At 70.9% G+C, this 19,030-nt stretch carries 17 protein-coding genes and 1 tRNA gene; 6 read left to right on the plus strand and 12 right to left on the minus strand.

Annotated elements, in window-relative coordinates; all coding sequences use genetic code 11:
- Positions 1 to 42 precede the first annotated feature (42 nt).
- The 3 genes from OG568_RS11220 to OG568_RS11230 form a co-directional block, all read right to left on the minus strand.
- Positions 43 to 1,305, minus strand: coding sequence for an MFS transporter (locus OG568_RS11220; protein WP_329531359.1), 1,263 nt, complete (start codon positions 1,303 to 1,305; stop codon positions 43 to 45).
- A gap of 165 nt (positions 1,306 to 1,470) precedes the next feature.
- Positions 1,471 to 2,862, minus strand: a complete 1,392-nt coding sequence (locus OG568_RS11225) for an amidohydrolase family protein (protein ID WP_329531360.1) — start codon at positions 2,860 to 2,862, stop codon at positions 1,471 to 1,473.
- Between the two features lie 102 nt (positions 2,863 to 2,964).
- On the minus strand, positions 2,965 to 3,750 hold the full coding sequence (locus OG568_RS11230) for an Atu4866 domain-containing protein (RefSeq protein ID WP_329531361.1): 786 nt from the start codon (positions 3,748 to 3,750) through the stop codon (positions 2,965 to 2,967).
- A gap of 382 nt (positions 3,751 to 4,132) precedes the next feature.
- Between OG568_RS11230 and OG568_RS11235 the strand changes: the two genes are divergently transcribed.
- Positions 4,133 to 4,417 carry an Atu4866 domain-containing protein gene (locus OG568_RS11235; protein ID WP_266588026.1) on the plus strand — a complete coding sequence of 95 codons (285 nt, stop codon included), beginning with the start codon at positions 4,133 to 4,135 and terminating at the stop codon, positions 4,415 to 4,417.
- A 140-nt stretch (positions 4,418 to 4,557) separates the two neighbouring features.
- Here the strand turns inward: OG568_RS11235 and OG568_RS11240 are convergent, their stop codons facing one another.
- The 3 genes from OG568_RS11240 to OG568_RS11250 all read right to left on the minus strand — a co-directional run bounded on the left by OG568_RS11240 (position 4,558) and on the right by OG568_RS11250 (position 7,527).
- Positions 4,558 to 5,436, minus strand: coding sequence for a helix-turn-helix transcriptional regulator (locus OG568_RS11240; protein WP_329531362.1), 879 nt, complete (start codon positions 5,434 to 5,436; stop codon positions 4,558 to 4,560).
- 88 nt (positions 5,437 to 5,524) lie between these two features.
- On the minus strand, positions 5,525 to 6,400 hold the full coding sequence (locus tag OG568_RS11245) for a helix-turn-helix transcriptional regulator (RefSeq protein WP_329531363.1): 876 nt from the start codon (positions 6,398 to 6,400) through the stop codon (positions 5,525 to 5,527).
- Positions 6,401 to 6,612: 212 nt separating this feature from the next.
- Positions 6,613 to 7,527: a helix-turn-helix domain-containing protein gene (locus OG568_RS11250; protein ID WP_329531364.1), complete on the minus strand. Its 915-nt coding sequence runs from the start codon at positions 7,525 to 7,527 to the stop codon at positions 6,613 to 6,615.
- A gap of 96 nt (positions 7,528 to 7,623) precedes the next feature.
- Here OG568_RS11250 and OG568_RS11255 point away from each other — a divergent pair, with 96 nt between their 5' ends.
- Positions 7,624 to 9,192 (plus strand): alpha/beta hydrolase, encoded by a 1,569-nt coding sequence (locus OG568_RS11255; RefSeq protein WP_329531365.1) that lies wholly within the window; start codon positions 7,624 to 7,626, stop codon positions 9,190 to 9,192.
- Between the two features lie 75 nt (positions 9,193 to 9,267).
- Here OG568_RS11255 and OG568_RS11260 read toward each other — a convergent pair whose 3' ends face one another.
- Positions 9,268 to 9,498, minus strand: a complete 231-nt coding sequence (locus OG568_RS11260; protein ID WP_329531366.1) for a hypothetical protein — start codon at positions 9,496 to 9,498, stop codon at positions 9,268 to 9,270.
- A gap of 403 nt (positions 9,499 to 9,901) precedes the next feature.
- On the opposite strand from OG568_RS11260, the gene OG568_RS11265 reads away from it, so the two are divergent.
- The 3 genes from OG568_RS11265 to OG568_RS11275 all read left to right on the plus strand — a co-directional run bounded on the left by OG568_RS11265 (position 9,902) and on the right by OG568_RS11275 (position 13,074).
- Positions 9,902 to 10,804, plus strand: coding sequence for an RNA repair domain-containing protein (locus OG568_RS11265; protein WP_329531367.1), 903 nt, complete (start codon positions 9,902 to 9,904; stop codon positions 10,802 to 10,804).
- Between the two features lie 83 nt (positions 10,805 to 10,887).
- Positions 10,888 to 11,148: a hypothetical protein gene (locus OG568_RS11270; RefSeq protein WP_329531368.1), complete on the plus strand. Its 261-nt coding sequence runs from the start codon at positions 10,888 to 10,890 to the stop codon at positions 11,146 to 11,148.
- Positions 11,149 to 11,865: 717 nt separating this feature from the next.
- Entirely contained in the window at positions 11,866 to 13,074 is a 1,209-nt protein-coding gene (locus tag OG568_RS11275) for a L,D-transpeptidase (protein WP_329531369.1), read from the plus strand.
- A 230-nt stretch (positions 13,075 to 13,304) separates the two neighbouring features.
- Here the strand turns inward: OG568_RS11275 and OG568_RS11280 are convergent.
- Together OG568_RS11280 and OG568_RS11285 are read right to left on the minus strand one after the other, a co-directional pair.
- Positions 13,305 to 13,392, minus strand: a tRNA-Leu gene (locus OG568_RS11280).
- 236 nt (positions 13,393 to 13,628) lie between these two features.
- A complete protein-coding gene (locus OG568_RS11285) occupies positions 13,629 to 14,081 on the minus strand; it encodes a MarR family winged helix-turn-helix transcriptional regulator (RefSeq protein ID WP_329531370.1) in 453 nt (150 codons plus the stop codon).
- A 60-nt stretch (positions 14,082 to 14,141) separates the two neighbouring features.
- Between OG568_RS11285 and OG568_RS11290 the strand changes: the two genes are divergently transcribed.
- A complete protein-coding gene (locus OG568_RS11290) occupies positions 14,142 to 15,155 on the plus strand; it encodes an LLM class flavin-dependent oxidoreductase (RefSeq protein WP_329531371.1) in 1,014 nt (337 codons plus the stop codon).
- Here the strand turns inward: OG568_RS11290 and OG568_RS11295 are convergent.
- The 3 genes from OG568_RS11295 to sucC form a co-directional block, all read right to left on the minus strand.
- On the minus strand, positions 15,091 to 16,644 hold the full coding sequence (locus OG568_RS11295; RefSeq protein WP_329531372.1) for an aldehyde dehydrogenase family protein: 1,554 nt from the start codon (positions 16,642 to 16,644) through the stop codon (positions 15,091 to 15,093). The genes OG568_RS11290 and OG568_RS11295 overlap by 65 nt on opposite strands.
- 240 nt (positions 16,645 to 16,884) lie before the next feature.
- A complete protein-coding gene (sucD, locus tag OG568_RS11300) occupies positions 16,885 to 17,784 on the minus strand; it encodes a succinate--CoA ligase subunit alpha (RefSeq protein ID WP_329531373.1) in 900 nt (299 codons plus the stop codon).
- A gap of 14 nt (positions 17,785 to 17,798) precedes the next feature.
- On the minus strand, positions 17,799 to 18,929 hold the full coding sequence (gene sucC, locus OG568_RS11305; RefSeq protein WP_329531374.1) for an ADP-forming succinate--CoA ligase subunit beta: 1,131 nt from the start codon (positions 18,927 to 18,929) through the stop codon (positions 17,799 to 17,801).
- Between the last annotated feature and the right edge of the window lie 101 nt (positions 18,930 to 19,030).

The following is a 19,030-nucleotide window of genomic DNA, read 5'->3' on the forward strand; positions in this document are numbered from 1 at the left end:
CACATCCACTTCGCCGCATGCGATCCGGCGCCGGGCGCGGGGTCATTCGGTGTGCTGGTGGCGGAGAGCGGGCAGGGCCAGGAGGACACCCAGGACGAGCGCGGCGGCGACGACGCGCAGGATGCCGCCGAAGCCCAGGCCGGTCAGAGCGCCGGTGAGTTGCGGGCCCAGGCTGGCGCCGATGAACATGCTGCATCCGTAGAGGGCTACGGCCGCGCCTCGTGCGTGCGGGGCGCCCGCGTTGATGGTCTCGACGACGGCGGGTGCGGCTGCCGCGACGGCTGCCACGAACAGGAGCAGGGCGAGGGCCAGCGGCACGGTGTGAGCGCCGAGGAAGGAGCCGGCCGCGACGGCGGCGGCGGCCAGCGCGAAGGCGAGGACCGCGCGCAGGGGTGCGGCCAGGCGCTGGAGCACGGGGGCGAGTACGGGGACGGCGACCAGGGCGGGCAGTGCGCTGGCCCGCAGGGCGAGGATCGCGGAGGAGTTCCCGGCGATGCTGGAGGGCCCGGCGATGGCGACCGCCGTGTAGACGGCGACGAAGGAGGACATCAGGGCCACGGTCGACAGGTAGAGGGCGACCCTGCGCGGTCGGCCCAGCAGTCGCGGCATCGCCGCGAACGCCTGGCGCAGCCCGCCGCCGGAGCGGTGGCGGAGGGTGGGCCGCAGGACGCGGCGCACCGGGATCAGGCTCAGGGCCATGAGGACGGCGCTGAGCCAGAAGACCGCACGCCAGCCGAGCCCGGCCGCGACGGCCTGGGCGCCGATCTGCAGGAGCACGGCGGCGGCGAACATGCCGCTGGTGATGCAGGTCAGGGCGGTGCCGCGGCGCTGTGGCGCGATGTGGTGGACGACGTAGGAGAGCGCGGAGGGCGCGAAGGTCGCGGTGGTGAGTCCCTGCAGGGTGCGCAGGGCGATGGCCCAGGTGAGGTTGGGGGCGGCGCTGACCGCCAGGGTGGCCACCGTGGCGGCCACGAGTCCGGCCGTGATCACGGCGCGCGAACCGTAGCGGTCCGACAGCGGACCGGCAAGGAGGAATCCGACGGCGTAGGCGAAGCCGAACGCCGTCGCCGTCCAGGTGACCTGCCCCGCTGCCGCGCCGAGCGTGGTGGCCATGGGGTGCAGCAGGGCCAGGACGGTGTACATCTGGCCGACCATCAGGACACCGAGTGCCGTCAGCAGGGCGATGGTCGGGGCGGCGGGCGCCCAGGACGGCGGCTGGTCCGGGGTGCTGGGCGCGGTTGCCGCGGGCCCGGGGGACGTGGTGGGAGTGGAGTGAGGAGACGTGGTGGGAGTGGGGTGGGACATGGGAACTCCAGAAGGGGGCGTCTGGTCGCCGCCCCGCGTGTTCGCGCGCGGGCACGATCGGCCGATGGCACCACCGGGACTCAGTGGGACTCAGTGGGTGCCCCCGGCCGTGGGAGGGACGGCCGGGGGACGATGGGGGGAAGGGGCGGGGTGGCGGGGAGATGCTCAGACGGCCGGGGTGTTCAGGACGTACTCGCGGGAGGCGTGTACCTGGCTGCGCAGGGTGGGCAGGTCGACGTCGAGGACCTGGCCGTGCCACTTGCGGGGCTCGCCGTTGATGAGGACGGCGCTGATGTTGCGGGCGTCGGAGCCCAGCACCACGGTGCCGGTCGGGTCGTTGAGGGGCATGTTGTTGAGGTCTTCGGCCTGGATGACCAACAGGTCGGCCTTCTTGCCCGGGGTGAGTGAACCGGTGACGCCGGCCAGGCCGTTGGTGCGGGCACCCTGAAGGGTGGCGAAGTCCAGCACGTCGTGGGTGGTGATGCGGGAGGGCTGCTGATCGGTGCCGTAGACGGCGTTGACCGCGCGCATCCGCTGGATGGCGTGCAGGGCCCGCATCTGCGTGAACATGTCGCTGGCCAGGGCGACTTCGACGTCGATGCTCAGACCCGGACGGATACCGACGGACAGGGCCTCGTCGACGGCGGGGATCGCGGTCTCCAGGCCGATCTGCGCGTCGGACGTGGGGGCCAGTGCCACGGTGGTGCCGGTCTCCCCCATCGCCTTCCATGCCTCGGGGGTCAGTCCGGTGGAGTGGATGAGGGTGACGTCGGGGCTGAGGATGCCGTCCTTGGCCCAGCGCAGCACCGCCTCGGAGGAGGATGTGCCGAAGACGGCGTCCACGCTCACTCCGATGCCCAAGTCCTTGGTGACCCGGGCGAGTTCGGGGCCGTAGGCGAGGGCGGGGCCGGCGATCTCGTCGGTGGCCAGGGTCGCCAGGCGCAGGGTGAGCAGCTGGTCGTCGCTGCTGAAGTACTGGTCCTTGATGCGGGTCAGGTCGCCGGGCCACTGCCGGTCCCACTCGCCGAAGTGCGGGCCCATGGAGGCGTGGACGCCGCGGATGCCGGTGTCGAGGAGGGCCTGGACGGCGGCGTCGGAGTGTTCGCGGGTGCGGGAGTTGTGGGAGAAGTCGAGCATGGTCGTGATGCCGCTGTCGATCGCGGTCAGGGCGGCCAGCCGGGTGCCGATGTACATGTCCTCGGGCCGGTAGACCGTGGCGTAGCCGGCCAGGGTGGCCATGACGTAGCCGCCGAGGTCGTCCACGTCCGGCATGATCCGGCGCAGCTGGGCCTCCCAGGCGTGCCGGTGGGTGTCGACGAAGCCGGGGGTGAGGATCGTGCCGGTGGCGTCGACGACCACGGCGTCACCCGGACTGAGGTCGGGTCCGACGGCGGCGATGGTGTCACCCTCGACGAGGAGGTCGCCGCGGTCGATGACGCCGAGGTCGGGGTCCATGGTGACGATGGTCGCGCCGGTGAACAGGATGCGCCGCCGGTCGGCGGGCCGACGCCGGAGCTCTTCGAGCACGGCGGCACTGGTGGTGTCGTTGACGTTCATGAGGGTCCTATTTCCGAAAGGGGGAGCGGGCCGGAAGGGTGTGGGAAGTGGGCCGTACGCGGGAGAGGGCTGGACTGAGCTGAGCTGGGCCCGGAGGGAAGGTCAGCCCAGCTTCATGACGTAGCCCGCGTGGTGGAGTTCGTCGTCCTGGAACTCTCCGTAGGCCCAGAAGCCGAGGTCGTCCAGGTAGTCGATGCGGTCGCCGTCGATCCAGTACCGGCCCTGGTAGGCGTGCGGGCGGCCGCCCCGGGTCTCGTCGTAGCGGCCGTCGGCGGTGAGCTCCTGGTGCAGGAAGTCCTTCTGGTCGATCCAGACGCCGACCCGCGGGTTGCCGGTCAGGTCGGGAGAGGCCGGGATGCCCGTCTCGGGGGCGGTGGCCCGGCCGGGCGCGTCGGTGCCGGCCCACAGGACGGGCCGACCGGCCGCGACGAGCGCGCGGACCTGCTCCGGCCGGGTCATGAGTGTGGCCACCGCGCTCGGCACGTCGGCGGCGAGTTCGTCGGGCACCACCAGGAAGTCGGGGGTGTTGCCCGGAGTCAGCGTCGCGACGTACTCCGAGCGGTGGCCGCGGCCGCCGGCCAGTGCGACGGTGTCCACGACCGCGGGGGCGATGGTCATGCCGGTGCAGTCGACGACGATGGCGTTGTCGTCCTGTGCCGCGGTGACGATGGCGGGGCCGACCCCCACGACCAGGGAGCCGACGAACAGCAGGTCGGCGCCGGTCATGGTCCCGATCAGCGGGTCCATCGTCAGGATGCGGGCGTTGGTGAACAGGACGGGACGCCCCTCGTCGTTCGAGAGGATCTCGTCGAAGGCCTTCGGGTTCCAGCTCACGGCGCCGGTACCAGTGTTGATGTCGGTGTTGATGTCGGTGTCGGTGATGCTCATCGCATGCTCCTCGGCGGAGTCGGCTCATCGGTCTGCCCGATGCGCGAAGTGAGCACCGATGCAGGTCCGAGACGGAAGTCCGGCAGCTACAGCGGCTGCCTGACCACCAGGTTCGTCGCGCGGTGGAGCCGGAACCAGGCCGCCGTGTCCCCAGGTGTCGTGCACCCACGATCCGTCCCGCCGCGTGCAGCGGAGGGGGCGAGGGGCGGTCTCGGACGGCCCGCGCCGCTGCGGCATGGAGCGGTCAGGGACGGCCCGCGCCGCCGCCGAACCGCACGAAGGGCCCAGCCGCTCGCGATGGTGGGTGCGCGGCACCCAGGAAGCCCTCACCTGGGGAGACGGCGGCCTGGTTGTCACCGGCCGCCGGGCGGACCGTAGAACCATGACCAGCAACGACACGCCCCGCGACCCGCACCCGTACGTCGGGATGTGGGTGACCGCAGACGGCTTCATCCGCCAGGAACTGCTGCCGAACGGCCGCTACGACGAGGCCCGCGGCAACCGCCGGAGCGCCTACACCGGCAGCTACACCGTCACCGGCAACCACCTCGATTATGTCGACGACACCGGCTTCACCGCCACCGGCGACGTCCGCGACGGCGTTCTCTTCCACGAGCACCTGGTGCTCTACCGCGAGGGCGACGAGCGCGCCCGGCGGCGAGCCTGACCACGAACGGCCTTGTTCACCCCTTGACCGGCGGCCGACGCGGTTCGAGCAACGACTCGCCGCGTCGGCCGCTGCCCTGTGCAAGGGGTGTCCCCCCGGCACGGCCACGTCGTACGCACGCCAAGGAAAAGTCTGATGTCTCAGGTGTCTCTGAGAGCCCGGCTGGTTTCTTCCCGCTGATGAGTCCGTGCGGATTCCCCACGGGCGGCCCGGGAACGGAGTTCCGCGAAGGCAGCCGCGGTGGAACTGGCGGGCTCGGCCTGGTAGACGACCAGTTGCTGATGCGGAGCACCGTTGACCGTGAACGCCGAGAACTGGATCTCCAGGTCACCGACCTCGGGATGTGCGAGGTTCTTCGCCTGCTGGGTCTTGCCCTTCACCTCGTGCCGTGCCCACAGTGCGGCGAATTCCGGGCTCTTCGCGCTGAGCGTGTCGACGACCTCGGTGATCCGCGGGGATTCGGGGTCGTATCCGTAGGCCGCGCGGATTTCGGCGACGCAGGAGTTCGCGGCCTTGTCCCAGTCCCGGTAGAAGCCGCGCCCGGCCGGGTCGAGGAAGACCATGCGGGCCAGGTTGTCGAACCGCTGGAATCCGCTGTGCAGGGCCGCGGCGAGCGCGTTGTGCGCCAGGACGTCCAGGGCAGGTCCCAGGACGAAGGCGGGGGTGTCGCGCCGGCTGTCGAGCAGTTGGAGGAGCTGGGGGCTGATCCGGTCGTGCCCGGCGGGGACGCCGCGGCGTTCCTGGGGCGCCCGGGCGAGTCTGCGCAGGTGGTCGAGTGCCTCGTCGTCGAGGTGGAGGGCGGCGGCGACGGCGTCGATCACCTGCGGCGACGGGCTGCTCTCGCGGCCCTGTTCCAGGCGCATGTAGTAGTCGGAACTCACGCCCGCGAGCATGGCGACCTCCTCGCGGCGCAGCCCCGGCACCCGCCTGCGGCCGTGCTCCGGCAGGCCCACGTCCTGCGGCTTGAGTGCTTCACGCCGTGCGCGGAGGAACTCTCCCAGCGGAGTGCTGTCGCTCATGAAGTCATTCTCCTTCGCCTCAGCCCGGGTGGGGAGCCGTGATCCTGGCCCTGGCACACCCAGGAAACGCCGGGCCGCGAGGACGTACTCAGTCGGTGCCCGTCGCGGTGTCCTGCGCGGGTACGGGTACGGCGCTCAGCGAGCCCAGCAGGGCGAGGGCGTCGGCGGACGTGCTGCCCGGTTCGGCCTGGTAGACGATGAGCTGCTGGGTGGGGGCGCTATTGATGGTGAACGCCTCGTAGTGCAGCTCCAGGTCGCCGACCTGGGCGTGGTGGAAGAGCTTGGCCTCGCGGGTCTTGCCGCGCACGTCATGGCGGGACCACAGGACGCGGAAGTCGGCGCTCTTCATGGACAGTTCGCCGACGAGCTCCCGCAGCCGCGGGTCCTCCGGATCGATGCCGGCCGCCCGGCGCAGTGTGGCCACACTCGATTCGGCCGCACGGTCCCAGTCACGGTAGAAGTGATGCGCGACCGGATCCAGGAACGTCATGCGCAGCAGGTTGTCGGAGTGGGTGAAGCCCGCGTACAGGGCGCCTGCGAGCCGGTTGCGGGCCAGGACGTCCAGGGCGTTGCCCAGGACGAAGGCGGGTGTGTCGCTCCAGGTGTCGAGGAGTCGCCGCAGGTGCGGGCCGACGCGTTCGACGCGGGGCGCGCGGCGCGTACGGCGGGTGGTCGGGGTGGCCACGCGGTACAGGTGGGCCACCGCCTCGTCGTCCAGTTGCAGCGCGCGTGCGACGGCTTCGAGTACCTGCTGGGACGGGTGGCGTTCGCGGCCCTGTTCCAGGCGCATGTAGTAGTCGGTGCTCACACCGGCGAGCGTGGCGACCTCTTCGCGGCGCAGGCCGGGCACCCTGCGGCGGCCGGACGTGGGAAGTCCCGTGGCTTCGGGACGCAGTTGGGCACGCCGTGCGCGGAGGAAACCTCCCAACGCGTTCTCGGCGGCGGGGTCCTTGTCTGTGTCCATATGTCGAGGCTAGGGCTCCGCGTCGCCTTGTTGTGGGGGCGAAGGGGGGCGCGCTTCACCTGGGAATCGCGCACCTGGGACAACCACGGCCTGGTTGTGTCTCCAGCGCCTCACCGTGGACCAGTTGCCGGGGTCCCGCAGGGCGCCAGTGCCGACTGTCGCCTGGGACGGGCAACGCCCTGCTCCCCGGACGCCGGGTGAAGGCACCCGGTTCAGTGCGCCGACCGGGCGGTCTGGGTGTCCAACGCGGCGCAGAGCCAGTCGTGGGCGGCGCCGGCGGTCGGTTCCGACGGGTCGGACAGCTCGGCGGTGAGTTCCCAGTAGCGGTCGATACGGGGATCCGCGGCCAGCAGCCGGCCGAGTCCGCGGCGGAAGGCGGGCGTGTCCCGCGTGCCGCGTGAGCGGGCGTAGGCGGACACGAAGCAGTCGAGTGCCTCGCCCTCGTGCGGTGGCCGCTCCGCCCGCAGCTGCGGCGATGCCAGCGCGTACGCCTCGACGAGGCCGTCGTAGAGCACGGCCGGGCGGCCCCCGTCGGGCCGGTGTGCCGCGGGCTGGCCGTGACCGGTGCCGGGGCAGGGGGCGGAGACGAGGGCGTGCAGCCGGGTGAAGGCCAGCACCTGGGCCGGGGTCGGACCTTCGGGAAGCTGCGGAACCGCGTGGTCGACGATGACGGAGACCAGCCGGGCCGGGAGCCGCGGCGGCAGCCAGCGCCGCCAGAAGCGTGCCAGTGCGGCCGTGCTGGGCGGGACGGACACGGCGCCGATCAGCCGCAGCCGCTCGGCACGTTCCTCCGGGGCACACTCCTGGAGCAGTTGGAGGGCCGCCTCCTGCCAGCGCAGGGCAGCCAGCCGCGAGCCGATCTGCCGCAGCTGCCCCGCGACGACGTCCTCCAGCGTGTCCTCCTGGTCGAGGATCCGGCCTACTTCGGGGACCGGCAGGTCGAGGGTGCGCAGGGAGCGGATCAGGTGGAGCCGGTCGAGTGCCTCGGGGCCGTAGCGGCGGTGGCCGCCCGCGCTGCGGGCGGCTTCGGGCAGCAGACCGCGGTCCGAGTAGAAGCGGACGGTCTTGACGGTGACGCCCGCGTGCTCGGCGAGCTCTCCGATGCTCCATGTGCGCTCAGGGGGCACGGCTTGAACCTCCCTCAGGGGGAGTTCCTACCGTACCCACGAGCGCGGACGGCCGGTACGGGCGGCCCTGCGACGACGGCGTGCGAGGAGATATCGATGACGGCATTCATCCTGGTGGCGGGAGCCCACACCGGCGGCTGGATATGGCAGGCGGTGGCCGATCGGCTGCGGGAGTCGGGGGAGCAGGCGTATCCGGTGACGCTGACCGGCACGGGTGAGCGCCGCCATGAGGCGGGACCTGACACGGACCTGGAGACGCACATCCACGATCTGCTGCGGCTGATCGACCGGGTGGACGCGGCGGAGGTGGTGCTGGTCGGTCACTGCTACGGCATCTACCCGGTGCTCGGCGCCGCCGACCGGCGCCCGGAGCGGATCGCGCGGATCGTCCACATGGATGCGGGCATGCCTCAGCACGGCGACCAGGCCCTCACCCTGGTGCCCGACCAGGCGGTCCGTGACCGGCTGCTGCACCGGGCCGGGCCGGGCGAGGCCGACTGGCGGATCCCCCCGCCGCCACTTGAGGAGTGGCAGCGCTGGGGAAGCGTCGCCGGGCTGACGCCCGCCGTGCTGGCCCGGCTGGCGGGAGACGCCGTACCGCAGCCGGCGGGCACGCTCACCCAGCCGCTCCGCCTGTCGGGAGCGGTCTCCGAGCTGCCGAAGACCGGCGTCCTGTGCACCGCCAACGGTTCGAGCATCGCCATGGTCCAGGCCCTGGTGGGACTGGGGGACCCTCGCTTCCAGGTGCTCACCGATCCCCGGGTGAGCTTCTTCGAACTCGACACCGGGCACTGGCCGATGCTCTCCTGCCCCGACGAGGTGGCCGAGATACTGGTCCGGGCCGCCGCGGGAGAAGGGCACCGGGTGGCCGCGACGGTGGACGAGCAGCCGGCGCACCTTCGCCCCTTCCTGATGGACGTACCGGAGCGGCATCGCGAGCGGGTGGGACGGGTCGACCTCTACCTCCCGGATGACCTCCCCGATCACCTCGCCGATCACCTCCCCGATGACCTCGCCGATGACCTCACTGAAGCCGACCGCCCGCGGCCGGCGGTGGTGTTCGTCCACGGCGGCCCGATCCACCCCGACGTGCGGCCGACGCCCCGGGACTGGCCGGGCTTCGTCGGCTACGGCCGCTACGTGGCGGGCAGGGGTGCCGTCGGTGTGACGCTGGACCATCGGCTGCACGATCTCGCCGACTACGCGCGGGCCGCCGAGGACCTGGCCGAAGCGGTCGACCTCGTACGGGCTGATCCGCGCGTCGACGGGGACCGCGTGGCGCTGTGGTTCTTCTCCAGCGGCGGCCTGTTGTCGGCGGACTGGCTCGCGGCGCCTCCGCCGTGGCTACGATGCGTCGCGGCGAGCTATCCGATACTCGCACCGCTGCCGAACTGGGGGCTTGTCGACTCCCGGTTCCGCCCGGCGGACGCGGTGCGTACCGCGGGGCGGTTGCCGATCGTGTTGACCCGAGTGGAGCTGGAGCGCGCGGAGATCGCGGTGACGGTCGAGGAATTCCTGGCCGCCGCCAAGGAGTGCGACGCCGACGTCGAGGTGATCGACGTACCGCTCGGCCACCACGGTTTCGAGACGGTCGACCATACCGAGCAGGCGCGCCACGCCGTGGACCACGCGGTGCGATCCGTGCTGGGGCACCTGCGGCGCTGACACGTCCCTCGACGAGCCGGCCGGGGCACCTCGTCGGCTCCAGGAGGTGAGCAAGGCGATGGCGCTGCTGAAGGCCTACTGCATGCCCCCGTAAAGACAGTCGTGATAGCCCCAGTACCGGCCGCTGCGGCCCACGTGGTGGACGGCCGAGCCCATGACCTGGCCCACCGGCTCGAACCCCACGGCGCGCAGTGCGGCGAACTCGCCGGTGGACAGCGCCGAGGACCACGTCCCGCTGCCCCGCACCTCCGCGATGGGCGCGGCTGCCGCCGGGGGCAGCCCCGCCCCTGTCCAATCCCCGCTCATGGACATCAACTCCCCGCTTCATGCCCGGCCCAAGGCATAGCGGATCGAGTGTATGCCCGGCCGCCGGACCGACTTGGGTGAGGTCGACGCCGAAGAGCCCGGTGGCATCGGCGGTGGCGGCCCGCCCATCAGCGCCCCGCCCTGGCACGGCCGGTAGGGGACATGCGGCTGTCCGGACGGAGACGCGTCCGCTCCCTGCGCACGACATCGCGAACGGTCGCCCCGCTGCACCCGTCGCCCGCACCGATCGCCGATCCTGACGAGACGACTCGCCTCGGCATACGCCGGCGCCGGCTCCGTCACGCACCACACCTGATGCGTCGCGATGCGTGAGGGAGGGCCGTCCAAGAGACGGTACGCGGCACCCTGGAGGAGGAGGTGTGACGGCGGGAAAGGAGGCGTGATGCGAACCAGCGACGAGATCTATCACCGGGTCCGCTGGGACCCACGGTTCGACCCGGCCCGGTTCGTGCTGGGGATCAGCCAGCGCGGGGGTGCCTTCAAACGCATCGCGCTGCCTTCCTTCGTGCCCGGGGGCGACATCCCGTGGCACCGGGTGGTGTTCATCGAGGCGGACGGCGAGGTGCTCTGGGACCGGACGACAGGCGTGGACCGCATCGACGCGTCGGGCGCCGGCCGGGTGCGGAACCCGCAAGTGGACCCGAGCTTGGGCCTGGGAGAACCCGTCGGCGTCCTCGGCTTGTCCCCGACGGCCCGCACAGCAGTGTCCTGGATCCCGCCCGCGGAGCTGTGGCCGCCGATCCAGGACATCCGCCGGGACTACGATCCGCAGATCCACCGCTGGCCGCCGCACGTCAATGTGCTCTTCCCCTTCGTGCCGGAGTCCGACTTCGAGCGGGCCGCCTCGCTGCTCGCCGCAGCGACGACCGGGACGCCGGTCTTCACCGCCCGACTGGACGGGGTGCGGACCTTCCAGCACGGGACGTACTCCACCGTGTGGCTCGACCCGACGGCGGCCGGCAAGGCACCGTGGGCGGACCTGCACCGCGTACTGCAGCAGCGGTTCCCGCGCTGTCATGGGCCCGCTAAGAACTTCACCCCACATCTGTCCCTGGGCCGGACCCGGGATCCGCGGCGTGTCAGCGCCGACTGCGCCACCCGGCTCGACGCCATGACGGCGACGGTCTGGGAACTCGTCCTGCTCTCGCGCAGGGGTCACGGGCCGATGCGGCCACGGGCCACGATCGCCCTGCGCACGGGCGAGGTCCGCCGACTGCCCGCACCCTGCCTCGAAGCGCCTGGCCCGGAGGACACGGCATGGCTCTCCGAGATCTCCGACAGGTGAGGCCATGTCCAGGTGAGACGAAACGCCGCCGGGTATTCAGCTCGCATGGGCGGAGTGTCCGAGCCGCCGCTGACGAATCCGCCGTGCTCGCGTCTCCGTCCCACCAGCCCGTGCTCGCCGAGCAGCTGGCGCTGTCGCCGATGTCGGCCACACCAGCCCCGGCGATCCCCCACCTCAGCAGCCAGGAGATCTCCCTGACCTACGGTCCCGCAGCCAGGACCCTGACCTCGGACACACCCCAGACAGAAAGACACGGGCCCCGGCACCGCGGCCCCCAGACGGTACTCCTGCCCGTCGATCCGGTGATCCGCGCGTCGACCGCAGCGCCGCCGCACCACCCCTGACCACGCGGACGCCGCTCAGACGCTGCCCCGCCCGACGCTGCCCCGCCCGACGCCGGCCGGCCAGGGAGGCCGGCTCTCGTTCGGACGCCCCCGGACGTGATCTACGACCAGTTGATCAGTGCCGGCTGGTCAGAACCTTTGGTCTGCCGCCCGCGACCGAAGGGAGCCGCCCGACCGCCGGACGACCAGCAGGCAGGTCCGGGCACCCGACCGCCCCGCAGGGCGGGCTCGGCCCGCAGCCCGCGGTCACCGTGATGCCGGCCGGCGGGTGGTCGGGGCTGTGACCTGCAAGGCTTGGGGTCGAAGACTCGCGGACCTGGTAGACCTGGTCACACGCAGTGCGGGGCATCATGCGCACCGGTTCCGCGACCACGAATGGGCCACGACCTCGGTTCGGGGTCGGCTCCGGCGTCGAGGCGGCCCGGTGGCGGGCCAGGCGCCGGTCACATCAAGGCTCCTCGCCTCCGTATCGCTGTACGGCTTGCCCCGATCGGCGAGAGCAGATCGACTCCGCGCCATCCGGCCGTCGAGCAGAGCCTCGGCGAGGCTTTCATCACGCGTGGACTTCGCCACAATTCACCCCTTCAGGGAGGATGAATGCATAAAAGTAGTTGTTCAGGGCCGGTTGCACTCCTTCGGTAACCAGCTCCAGGGATTCAACGACCAGCGGCACGGGAGAAGCGTTTGATCACGGCACGTAAGCGACACACCGGGCTGATGGCTACGGCCGGCGTACTCGGGGGCGTACTCGCACTCACGGCGCTCGGCGGTACCAGCAACGCTGCCACCAGCGGCAACGACACCGGGAATCGCCCGAAATCGCAGGCGCAGGTACATAAGGCGGGCGCTCAGGACGCTTCCGACGCCCGGATAAAGATCACGCCCGGGGAAGGCGCCTACGACGTCGGGATCAACGGCCCCGTAAAGGTCACCGTCAGCAACGGCAAGCTCACCAAGGTGACCATGACCTCCGTCGCGACCGGTACCGAGGTTCCGGGCACCCTGTCCGCGGACGGCACGTCCTGGCAGCCGGACGGCCCGCTGGAGCGGGCCACCAGATATCAGGTCGCCGCAGAGGCCGAGGACGCCCAGGGCAGCTCCGTCAGCGGGAACGCCACGATCACCACGGTCTCCCCGGCCAACGACTTCATCGGGCACGTCTCCCCTCAGGACGGCTCGACCGTCGGTGTGGGCATGCCGGTGACGGTCAACTTCGGCAAGGCGATCGGCGACAAGACCGCCGTGGAGTCGGAGATCCAGGTCAGCTCCAGCAGCGGCCAGCAGGTCGTCGGTCACTGGTTCAACGACAACCGTCTGGACTTCCGCCCCGAGAACTACTGGGAGCCCGGCTCCACCGTCACCGTCAACCTCAACCTCCACGGCATCCAGAAGACGGTCACGTTCAAGATCGGCCGGAGCCAGATCAGCACCGTCGACGCCAAGACGAAGCAGATGGCCGTCGTACGGGACGGCAAGACGATCAAGACCATCCCGATCTCGTCCGGCAGCCCCGAGCACCCGACGTACAACGGTCAGATGGTCATCTCCGAGAAGTTCAGGCACATCCGTATGAACGGTGCGAGCGTCGGCCTCACGAAGAAGGACGGCAAGCCCGCGTACGACATCAGCAACGTACCGCACGCCATGCGCCTGACCGCCTCGGGCACGTTCATCCACGGCAACTACTGGGGTGCCGACTCGGTCTTCGGCAAGGTCAACACCAGCCACGGCTGCGTGGGCCTGAAGGACGTCAGGGGCGGCGGCGACGGCAAGCGGCCCGCCGCGTGGTTCTTCGACAACTCGATGATCGGTGACGTCGTGATCGTCAAGAACTCCGAGGACAAGACCATGTTGGCCCCGGACAACGGCCTCAGCGACTGGAACATGCCGTGGAGCGAGTGGGTCTCGGGCAGCGCGTCCAGCTGACGCCACGTCACTCCACGCATATGAACCTGAATCCCTTCCGCCAGGCGGCGGCCGACACCATGTCGGCCGCCGCCTGCGGCGTCAGGGTGCCCGAACAGCCCTCGCCCCGGGGAGTCGACGCCGACAAGAAAGACCCACCGTACGAAGCCCTGGGCATCACCGTCAGTTACGAACACGAAAAGAGGACCGCGACCGTTAGGTCGAGGCCCTCGTCTGCGTATCGTCAATGATGGTGTCCGAGGGGGGACTTGAACCCCCACGCCCGATAAAGGGCACTAGCACCTCAAGCTAGCGCGTCTGCCATTCCGCCACCCGGACTAGGTGTCTGTCGCCCGGCCGGGGGTGTTCCCCGCGGCGACATGGACAACAATACCAAGGTTTCGGAGTGCCTTTCACCTGCATATCCGGGCCCTAGGAGTCGCCGCACCAGGCCGAACGAGGGGCCACTCGACAGCGCACCGTGAGTGACTCGTCGATCACCGAGGGTCTACCGAGAGCTCACTCCAGCCCGCCCCGGCGGGTCCGCCGAGCCGATGAGTGCCCCACCCGCGCCGTCACTCCGCGGCCCGACGCTCCTCCATCACCAGGACCTGCAGGGCTCGTACGAGCGAGGCCGCCGCCTCCTCGTCCAGCGGGGCGAGGAAGCGGCGTTCCATCGCTCGGCGTGCGCGCTCGGCCAGGTCGAGGCAGTCTCGGCCCGCGGGCGTCAGTTCCACGATGTTCTTGCGCCGGTCCCGCGGACTGCGGCGCCGCTCGACCAGCCCCTGGTCCTCCAGGCCGTCGACGAGCGCGACCATCGTGGTGCGGTCGACACCGAGCCGTCCGGCCACCTCGACCTGCGACAACGGGTACTCGGCGGCGAGTACCGCCAGCACCGCGAGCTCGTGGCCGTCGATCCCGAAGGGCGCCAGCGCCTCCGCGGACGCCCGCGCCAGCCGCTGCTGGGCGTGCTTGAGCAGATAGCCCAGCCGGGACTCGAGCGGCACAGGAGGTTGCTCACCAGTCATGCCGGAACTGTACCGAAGACTGATTGTCAGCCATGCTGATGATTCACTATGCTGATCGATATGAGCGATCAGCGTGTGCGCTTCGGTATCAAGACCACCCCCATGCACGTCTCCTACGACGACATCCGCCGCGTCTGGCAGGAGGCCGACGCCCTGCCAGAGATCGAGGACGCCTGGCTCTGGGACCATCTGCTTCCGCTGCGCGGCCCCGAGGACGGCCAGATCCATGAGAGTTGGACACTGCTCAGCGCCCTGGCCGCCCAGACCGAGCGGCTGCGGCTCGGTCTCCTCGTCACCAGCAACCGCATCCGCCCACCCGCCGTCCTCGGGAAGATCGCCTCGACCGTGGACGTGATCTCCGGCGGTCGGCTGGTCATGGGCATCGGCGTCGGCGGCACCCATCAGCCGCCCGGCGCGGGCGGGATCGCCGGTGAGAATCCGGCGATCGCCGAGTACGAGGCGTACGGGCTCTCCCTCGTCCCGCCGGGCGAAGGGGTCGCCCGGCTCGGCGAAACGGTCGAGATCCTGCGCCGGATGTGGACGGAGGACGACCCCTTCGACTTCGAGGGGCGCTACTACCGGCTACGGGGCACGCGCAACGAGCCCAAGCCGGTGCAGCGGCCCGGGCCACCCCTGCTGATCGGCGGCTGGGGGACTCGACTGTTGCGGCTCGTCGCCGAGCGGGCCGACATCTGGAACATCCCCGGGCCGCCGCACCACGGTGTGGAGTTCGTCGCCGAGCGCGGTCGGGTGCTGGACGTGCACTGCGCGGACATCGGACGGGATCCGCGCGAGATCACCCGTTCCGTACAGGTCGTCGTCTCGTACGACGATCCAGCCGCCACCCGCGCCACCGTCGCCGAGCTCATCGGTATCGGCGTGAACCACGTCGTGCTCGGCCTGCCCCAGCCCTACCCACCGGGTGTCGCCCACTGGCTGGTGGACGAGATCATCTCGGGAGTCCGAGCGGGTGGGCGGCACCCTGAAGCGGGTACCGCCCACCCCCACCTCACGGAACGAGCTGGTACTCGGGGAAGTTGCCCGGCAGCCGCTCCCCCGCCGGCCCCTGCGTGACGGCACGCACGAGCAGCTCGCCGCCGACGAAGGCGCCGCGCCAGGACGCGCCGAGGCCGCCGAAGAGCTCGTCGCGGTCGCCGCGGGAGCGGGGCTTGCCGCGGCCGACCTTGAACGCGCGGATCTGCGGCGCCAGTCGGGCGTACGTCGCCTCGTCGTCCGTGGACAGCGTGGCGACGAGCGCGCCGTTCGACGCGTTCATCGCGGCGAGCAGCTCCGCCTCGGTGTCGACCAGGACGATGGTGTCGACCGGGCCGAAGGGCTCCGCGTGGTGCAGCGGTGAGGACGGCGGCGGGTTCAGGAGCGTGACCGGTTGGACGTACGCCGCCGTGTCCTGGCCGGGCAGGAAGCGTGCGTCGGTCAGCTTGCCGCGGTGCAGCGGGACGGCGCCGCGGTCGATGGCCTCCGCCACCTGGTCGTGCAGCTCCTTCGCCTTGGCCGCGTTGATGACGGGCCCGAAGTCCAGTGCGGGGTAGGGGTCTTCGGGGTGCTCGACGGCCAGTGGGTGACCGACCCGCAGGGTGCGGACGGCGGGGAGGTAGGCGGCGAGGAACTCGTCGAACAGCGAGCGCTGGACGACGAAACGCGGGTAGGCGGTGCAGCGCTGCTTGCCGTAGTCGAAGAGCTTGGGGATGACGGCCGTCAGTGCGTCCCAGTCCGTGTGGTTCCAGATGCCCCAGGTGTTGAGTCCCTCCTGTTCGAGTACGTGCCGCTTACCGAGGTCGGCGACGGCGGTGGCCACCGCGGCGCCCGTGTCACGGCCGCCGACGAAGGAAACGCAGCCGATCTCGGGCGCGCGGACCAGCGCCTCCGACAGCTCGCCTCCGCTGCCGCTGACGAGGGTGACGGGAATCCCTTCACGTGCGGCGAGCGCGCCGGCCAGGGTGAGGCAGGCGACGCCGCCGTCGGTCGGGGTCTTGGCGATGACCGCGTTCCCTGCCAATGCCTGTACCAGCATTGCGTGAACGAGCACGCTCATCGGGTAGTTCCAGCTCGCGATGTTGGACACGGGCCCTTCGAGCGGAGCCCGGCCGTCCACCATGGGCTCGATGCCGTCGACGTACCAGCGCACGCCGTCGATCGCCCGGTCCACGTCGGCCTGCGCGAGCCGCCAGGGCTTGCCGATCTCCCAGACGAGGAGGAGGGCGAGCAGCTCGCGGTGCTCGGTCAGGGCGTCGAGGGTGGCCGCGACGCGCGCCCGTCGTTCGGCGAGCGGGACGTGGCGCCACGCCCGGTGCTGGTCGAGTGAGGCGCGTACGGCCTGGTGGGCGGTTGCGGCGTTCAGACGGGGCGGGCCCGCGATGGGGCTCTGGTCGACAGGGCTGGTGGCGGGCAGTGCCCGGCCGTCCGCCCGCCAGGAGGCGCCCCAGAGGTTGAGGACGCGGTCCTCCTGGAACGCCTCGGGGGCGACGGCGAGGCAGCGCTGCCAGGCGTCGGCCCAGGACGTACCGGACTTCAGGACGAGGGGGGTGTTGAGGGTGGATGCCATTCGGATGTCTCCGCTCTCGGTGCACAGTCGGGGGCGGGAGGTGCCTGGCTCCTGCCGAGCCGCACGGTGCGCGGGCTCGGACGAGGAGTGGTCGCATCCGTGCGGAGGAGGACGGTGGTCGCGTCCGCACGCAGGCAAGGGTGCGTACGCGGGGAGGTGGTCGCGTACGCAGGGAGGAAGGTACTGAGGCGGCTCTGCTCGTGACAGTCACCTCACATCAACTATGAGTGACGTCTCATCTCACCCCTGTGCGGCGACACGCTCCGTTTCCAACCGGGCCAGCACCAGCCGGGCCGTCTCGGTCGGTGTGCCGCCCACCCGTACGCCGGCCGCTTCGAGGGCCTCCTTCTTGGCCTGTGCGGTGCCCGCCGAGCCGGAGACGATCGCGCCCGCGTGGCCCATCGTCCTGCCCTCGGGCGCGGTGAACCCGGCGACGTAGGCGACGACGGGCTTGGTGACGTGATCGCGGACGTACGCGGCCGCCCGTTCCTCGGCATCGCCGCCTATCTCGCCGATGAGGACGACGAGTTCGGTATCGGGGTCGTCCTGGAAGGCGGCCAGGCAGTCGATGTGGGTGGTGCCGACCACGGGGTCGCCGCCGATGCCCACACATGTCGAGAAGCCGATGTCGCGGAGCTCGTACATGAGTTGGTACGTCAGCGTGCCCGACTTGGACACCAGACCGATGCGCCCCGGCTTGGTGATGTCGGCGGGGATGATGCCCGCGTTCGACTGCCCCGGAGTGATCAGGCCCGGGCAGTTGGGGCCGATGACACGGGTGCCCTTCGTGGCGGCGTACGCGTGGAAGGCGACGGAGTCGTGGACGGGGATGCCCTCGGTGATGACGACGGCGAGCCCGATGCCCGCGTCGGCGGCCTCGATCACCGCGGCCTTGGCGAACGCGGGTGGAACGAACACGACGGTGACGTCGGCGCCGGTCGCCGCCATTCCCTCGCGGACCGAACCGAAGACGGGCACCACCCGGTCGCCGAAGTCGACGGCCTGTCCCGCCTTGCGCGGGTTGACCCCGCCGACGACGTCCGTGCCGGCGGCGAGCATCCGCCGGGTGTGCTTCATGCCCTCGCCGCCGGTCATGCCCTGGACGAGAACCTTGCTCTCCTTGGTGAGGAAGATGGCCATGTCCTGTTCCTCCTTCAGCCGGCGGTGGCGAGTCGGGCCGCGCGGCGTGCGGCGTCGTCCATGGTGGTGGCCTGCTCGACCAGGGGGTGCGCGCGGCCGTCGAGGATGGCGCGGCCACGGACGGCGTTGTTGCCGTCGAGGCGGACCACGAGGGGTTTGGTCAGCCGGACGGTCTCCAGCGCCCGCACGATGCCGTCGGCGACCGCGTCGCAGGCCGTGATGCCGCCGAAGACGTTGACGAAGACCGATTTCACGGCCGGGTCGGAGAGGATCACGGAGAGGCCGTCGGCCATGATCTGGGCGGAGGCCCCGCCGCCGATGTCGAGGAAGTTGGCGGGGCGGGCGCCGCAGCCCGCGACCACGTCGAGTGTCGACATGACGAGGCCCGCGCCGTTGCCGATGATGCCGACCTCGCCGTTCAGTTTGACGTAGTTGAGGCCCTTGGCCGCGGCCGCCGCCTCGAGCGGGTCGTCGTGCGCGGCCTCCTGTTCACCCCAACGTGCTTGCCGGAAGCGAGCGTTGTCGTCGAGGGTGACCTTGCCGTCCAGGGCGATGATCTGCCCTCTGGCCGTGCGTACGAGGGGGTTCACCTCGACGAGCACGGCGTCCTCGCGGGTCAGCACTCCCCAGAGGCGTACGAGGACGTCGACGGTCTCCGGGGGCAGCCCCGCGGCCTCGGCGATCTCGGTCGCCTTCGCCGAGGTGACACCCTCGGCCGGGTCGACGGGAACACGCGCCACCGCTTCCGGGCGGTTCGCGGCCACCTCCTCGATCTCCATGCCACCCTCCGCCGAGGCGATCGCGAGGAAGCGTCCGGCTGCGCGGTCGAGGACGTAACTGACGTAGAACTCACTCTCGATGTCGACCGGTTGGGCCAGCATCACCTTGCCGACCGGGTGGCCCTTGATGTCCATGCCGAGGATCTGACGTGCCGTGAGTTCGGCGGCGGCCGGGTCGGCGGCGAGTTTGACCCCGCCCGCCTTGCCGCGTCCACCGGTCTTCACCTGGGCTTTCACGACGACTCGGCCGCCGAGTCGACGGGCGATCGCGCGTGCTTCCTTGGGCGAGTCCGTGACCTCGGCCCTCGGCACCAAGATGCCGTGTTCCTCGAAGAGTTCCCTTGCCTGGTGTTCGTACAGGTCCATCACCGGCTCCTGACTGCTGTGTCTGTCCGGGGAGCGACGCCCGGCCCCCCGAAAAGTGCCGCACGCCCCCTGGACACCACCCACCGGATGCGGGATAACAA

Source organism: Streptomyces sp. NBC_01450 (assembly GCF_036227505.1).
Classification (GTDB): domain Bacteria; phylum Actinomycetota; class Actinomycetes; order Streptomycetales; family Streptomycetaceae; genus Streptomyces.

Coding starts and splice junctions, on each gene's coding strand:
- OG568_RS11235 (WP_266588026.1), top strand. CDS start 4,133: ATGACCAGCAACGACACGCCCCGCGACCCGCACCCGTACGTCGGGATG.
- sucC (WP_329531374.1), bottom strand. CDS start 18,929: ATGGACCTGTACGAACACCAGGCAAGGGAACTCTTCGAGGAACACGGC.
- sucD (WP_329531373.1), bottom strand. CDS start 17,784: ATGGCCATCTTCCTCACCAAGGAGAGCAAGGTTCTCGTCCAGGGCATG.
- OG568_RS11240 (WP_329531362.1), bottom strand. CDS start 5,436: ATGAGCGACAGCACTCCGCTGGGAGAGTTCCTCCGCGCACGGCGTGAA.
- OG568_RS11230 (WP_329531361.1), bottom strand. CDS start 3,750: ATGAGCATCACCGACACCGACATCAACACCGACATCAACACTGGTACC.
- OG568_RS11220 (WP_329531359.1), bottom strand. CDS start 1,305: ATGTCCCACCCCACTCCCACCACGTCTCCTCACTCCACTCCCACCACG.
- OG568_RS11295 (WP_329531372.1), bottom strand. CDS start 16,644: ATGGCATCCACCCTCAACACCCCCCTCGTCCTGAAGTCCGGTACGTCC.
- OG568_RS11290 (WP_329531371.1), top strand. CDS start 14,142: ATGAGCGATCAGCGTGTGCGCTTCGGTATCAAGACCACCCCCATGCAC.
- OG568_RS11260 (WP_329531366.1), bottom strand. CDS start 9,498: ATGAGCGGGGATTGGACAGGGGCGGGGCTGCCCCCGGCGGCAGCCGCG.
- OG568_RS11225 (WP_329531360.1), bottom strand. CDS start 2,862: ATGAACGTCAACGACACCACCAGTGCCGCCGTGCTCGAAGAGCTCCGG.
- OG568_RS11265 (WP_329531367.1), top strand. CDS start 9,902: ATGCGAACCAGCGACGAGATCTATCACCGGGTCCGCTGGGACCCACGG.
- OG568_RS11285 (WP_329531370.1), bottom strand. CDS start 14,081: ATGACTGGTGAGCAACCTCCTGTGCCGCTCGAGTCCCGGCTGGGCTAT.
- OG568_RS11275 (WP_329531369.1), top strand. CDS start 11,866: ATGGCTACGGCCGGCGTACTCGGGGGCGTACTCGCACTCACGGCGCTC.
- OG568_RS11245 (WP_329531363.1), bottom strand. CDS start 6,400: ATGGACACAGACAAGGACCCCGCCGCCGAGAACGCGTTGGGAGGTTTC.
- OG568_RS11255 (WP_329531365.1), top strand. CDS start 7,624: ATGACGGCATTCATCCTGGTGGCGGGAGCCCACACCGGCGGCTGGATA.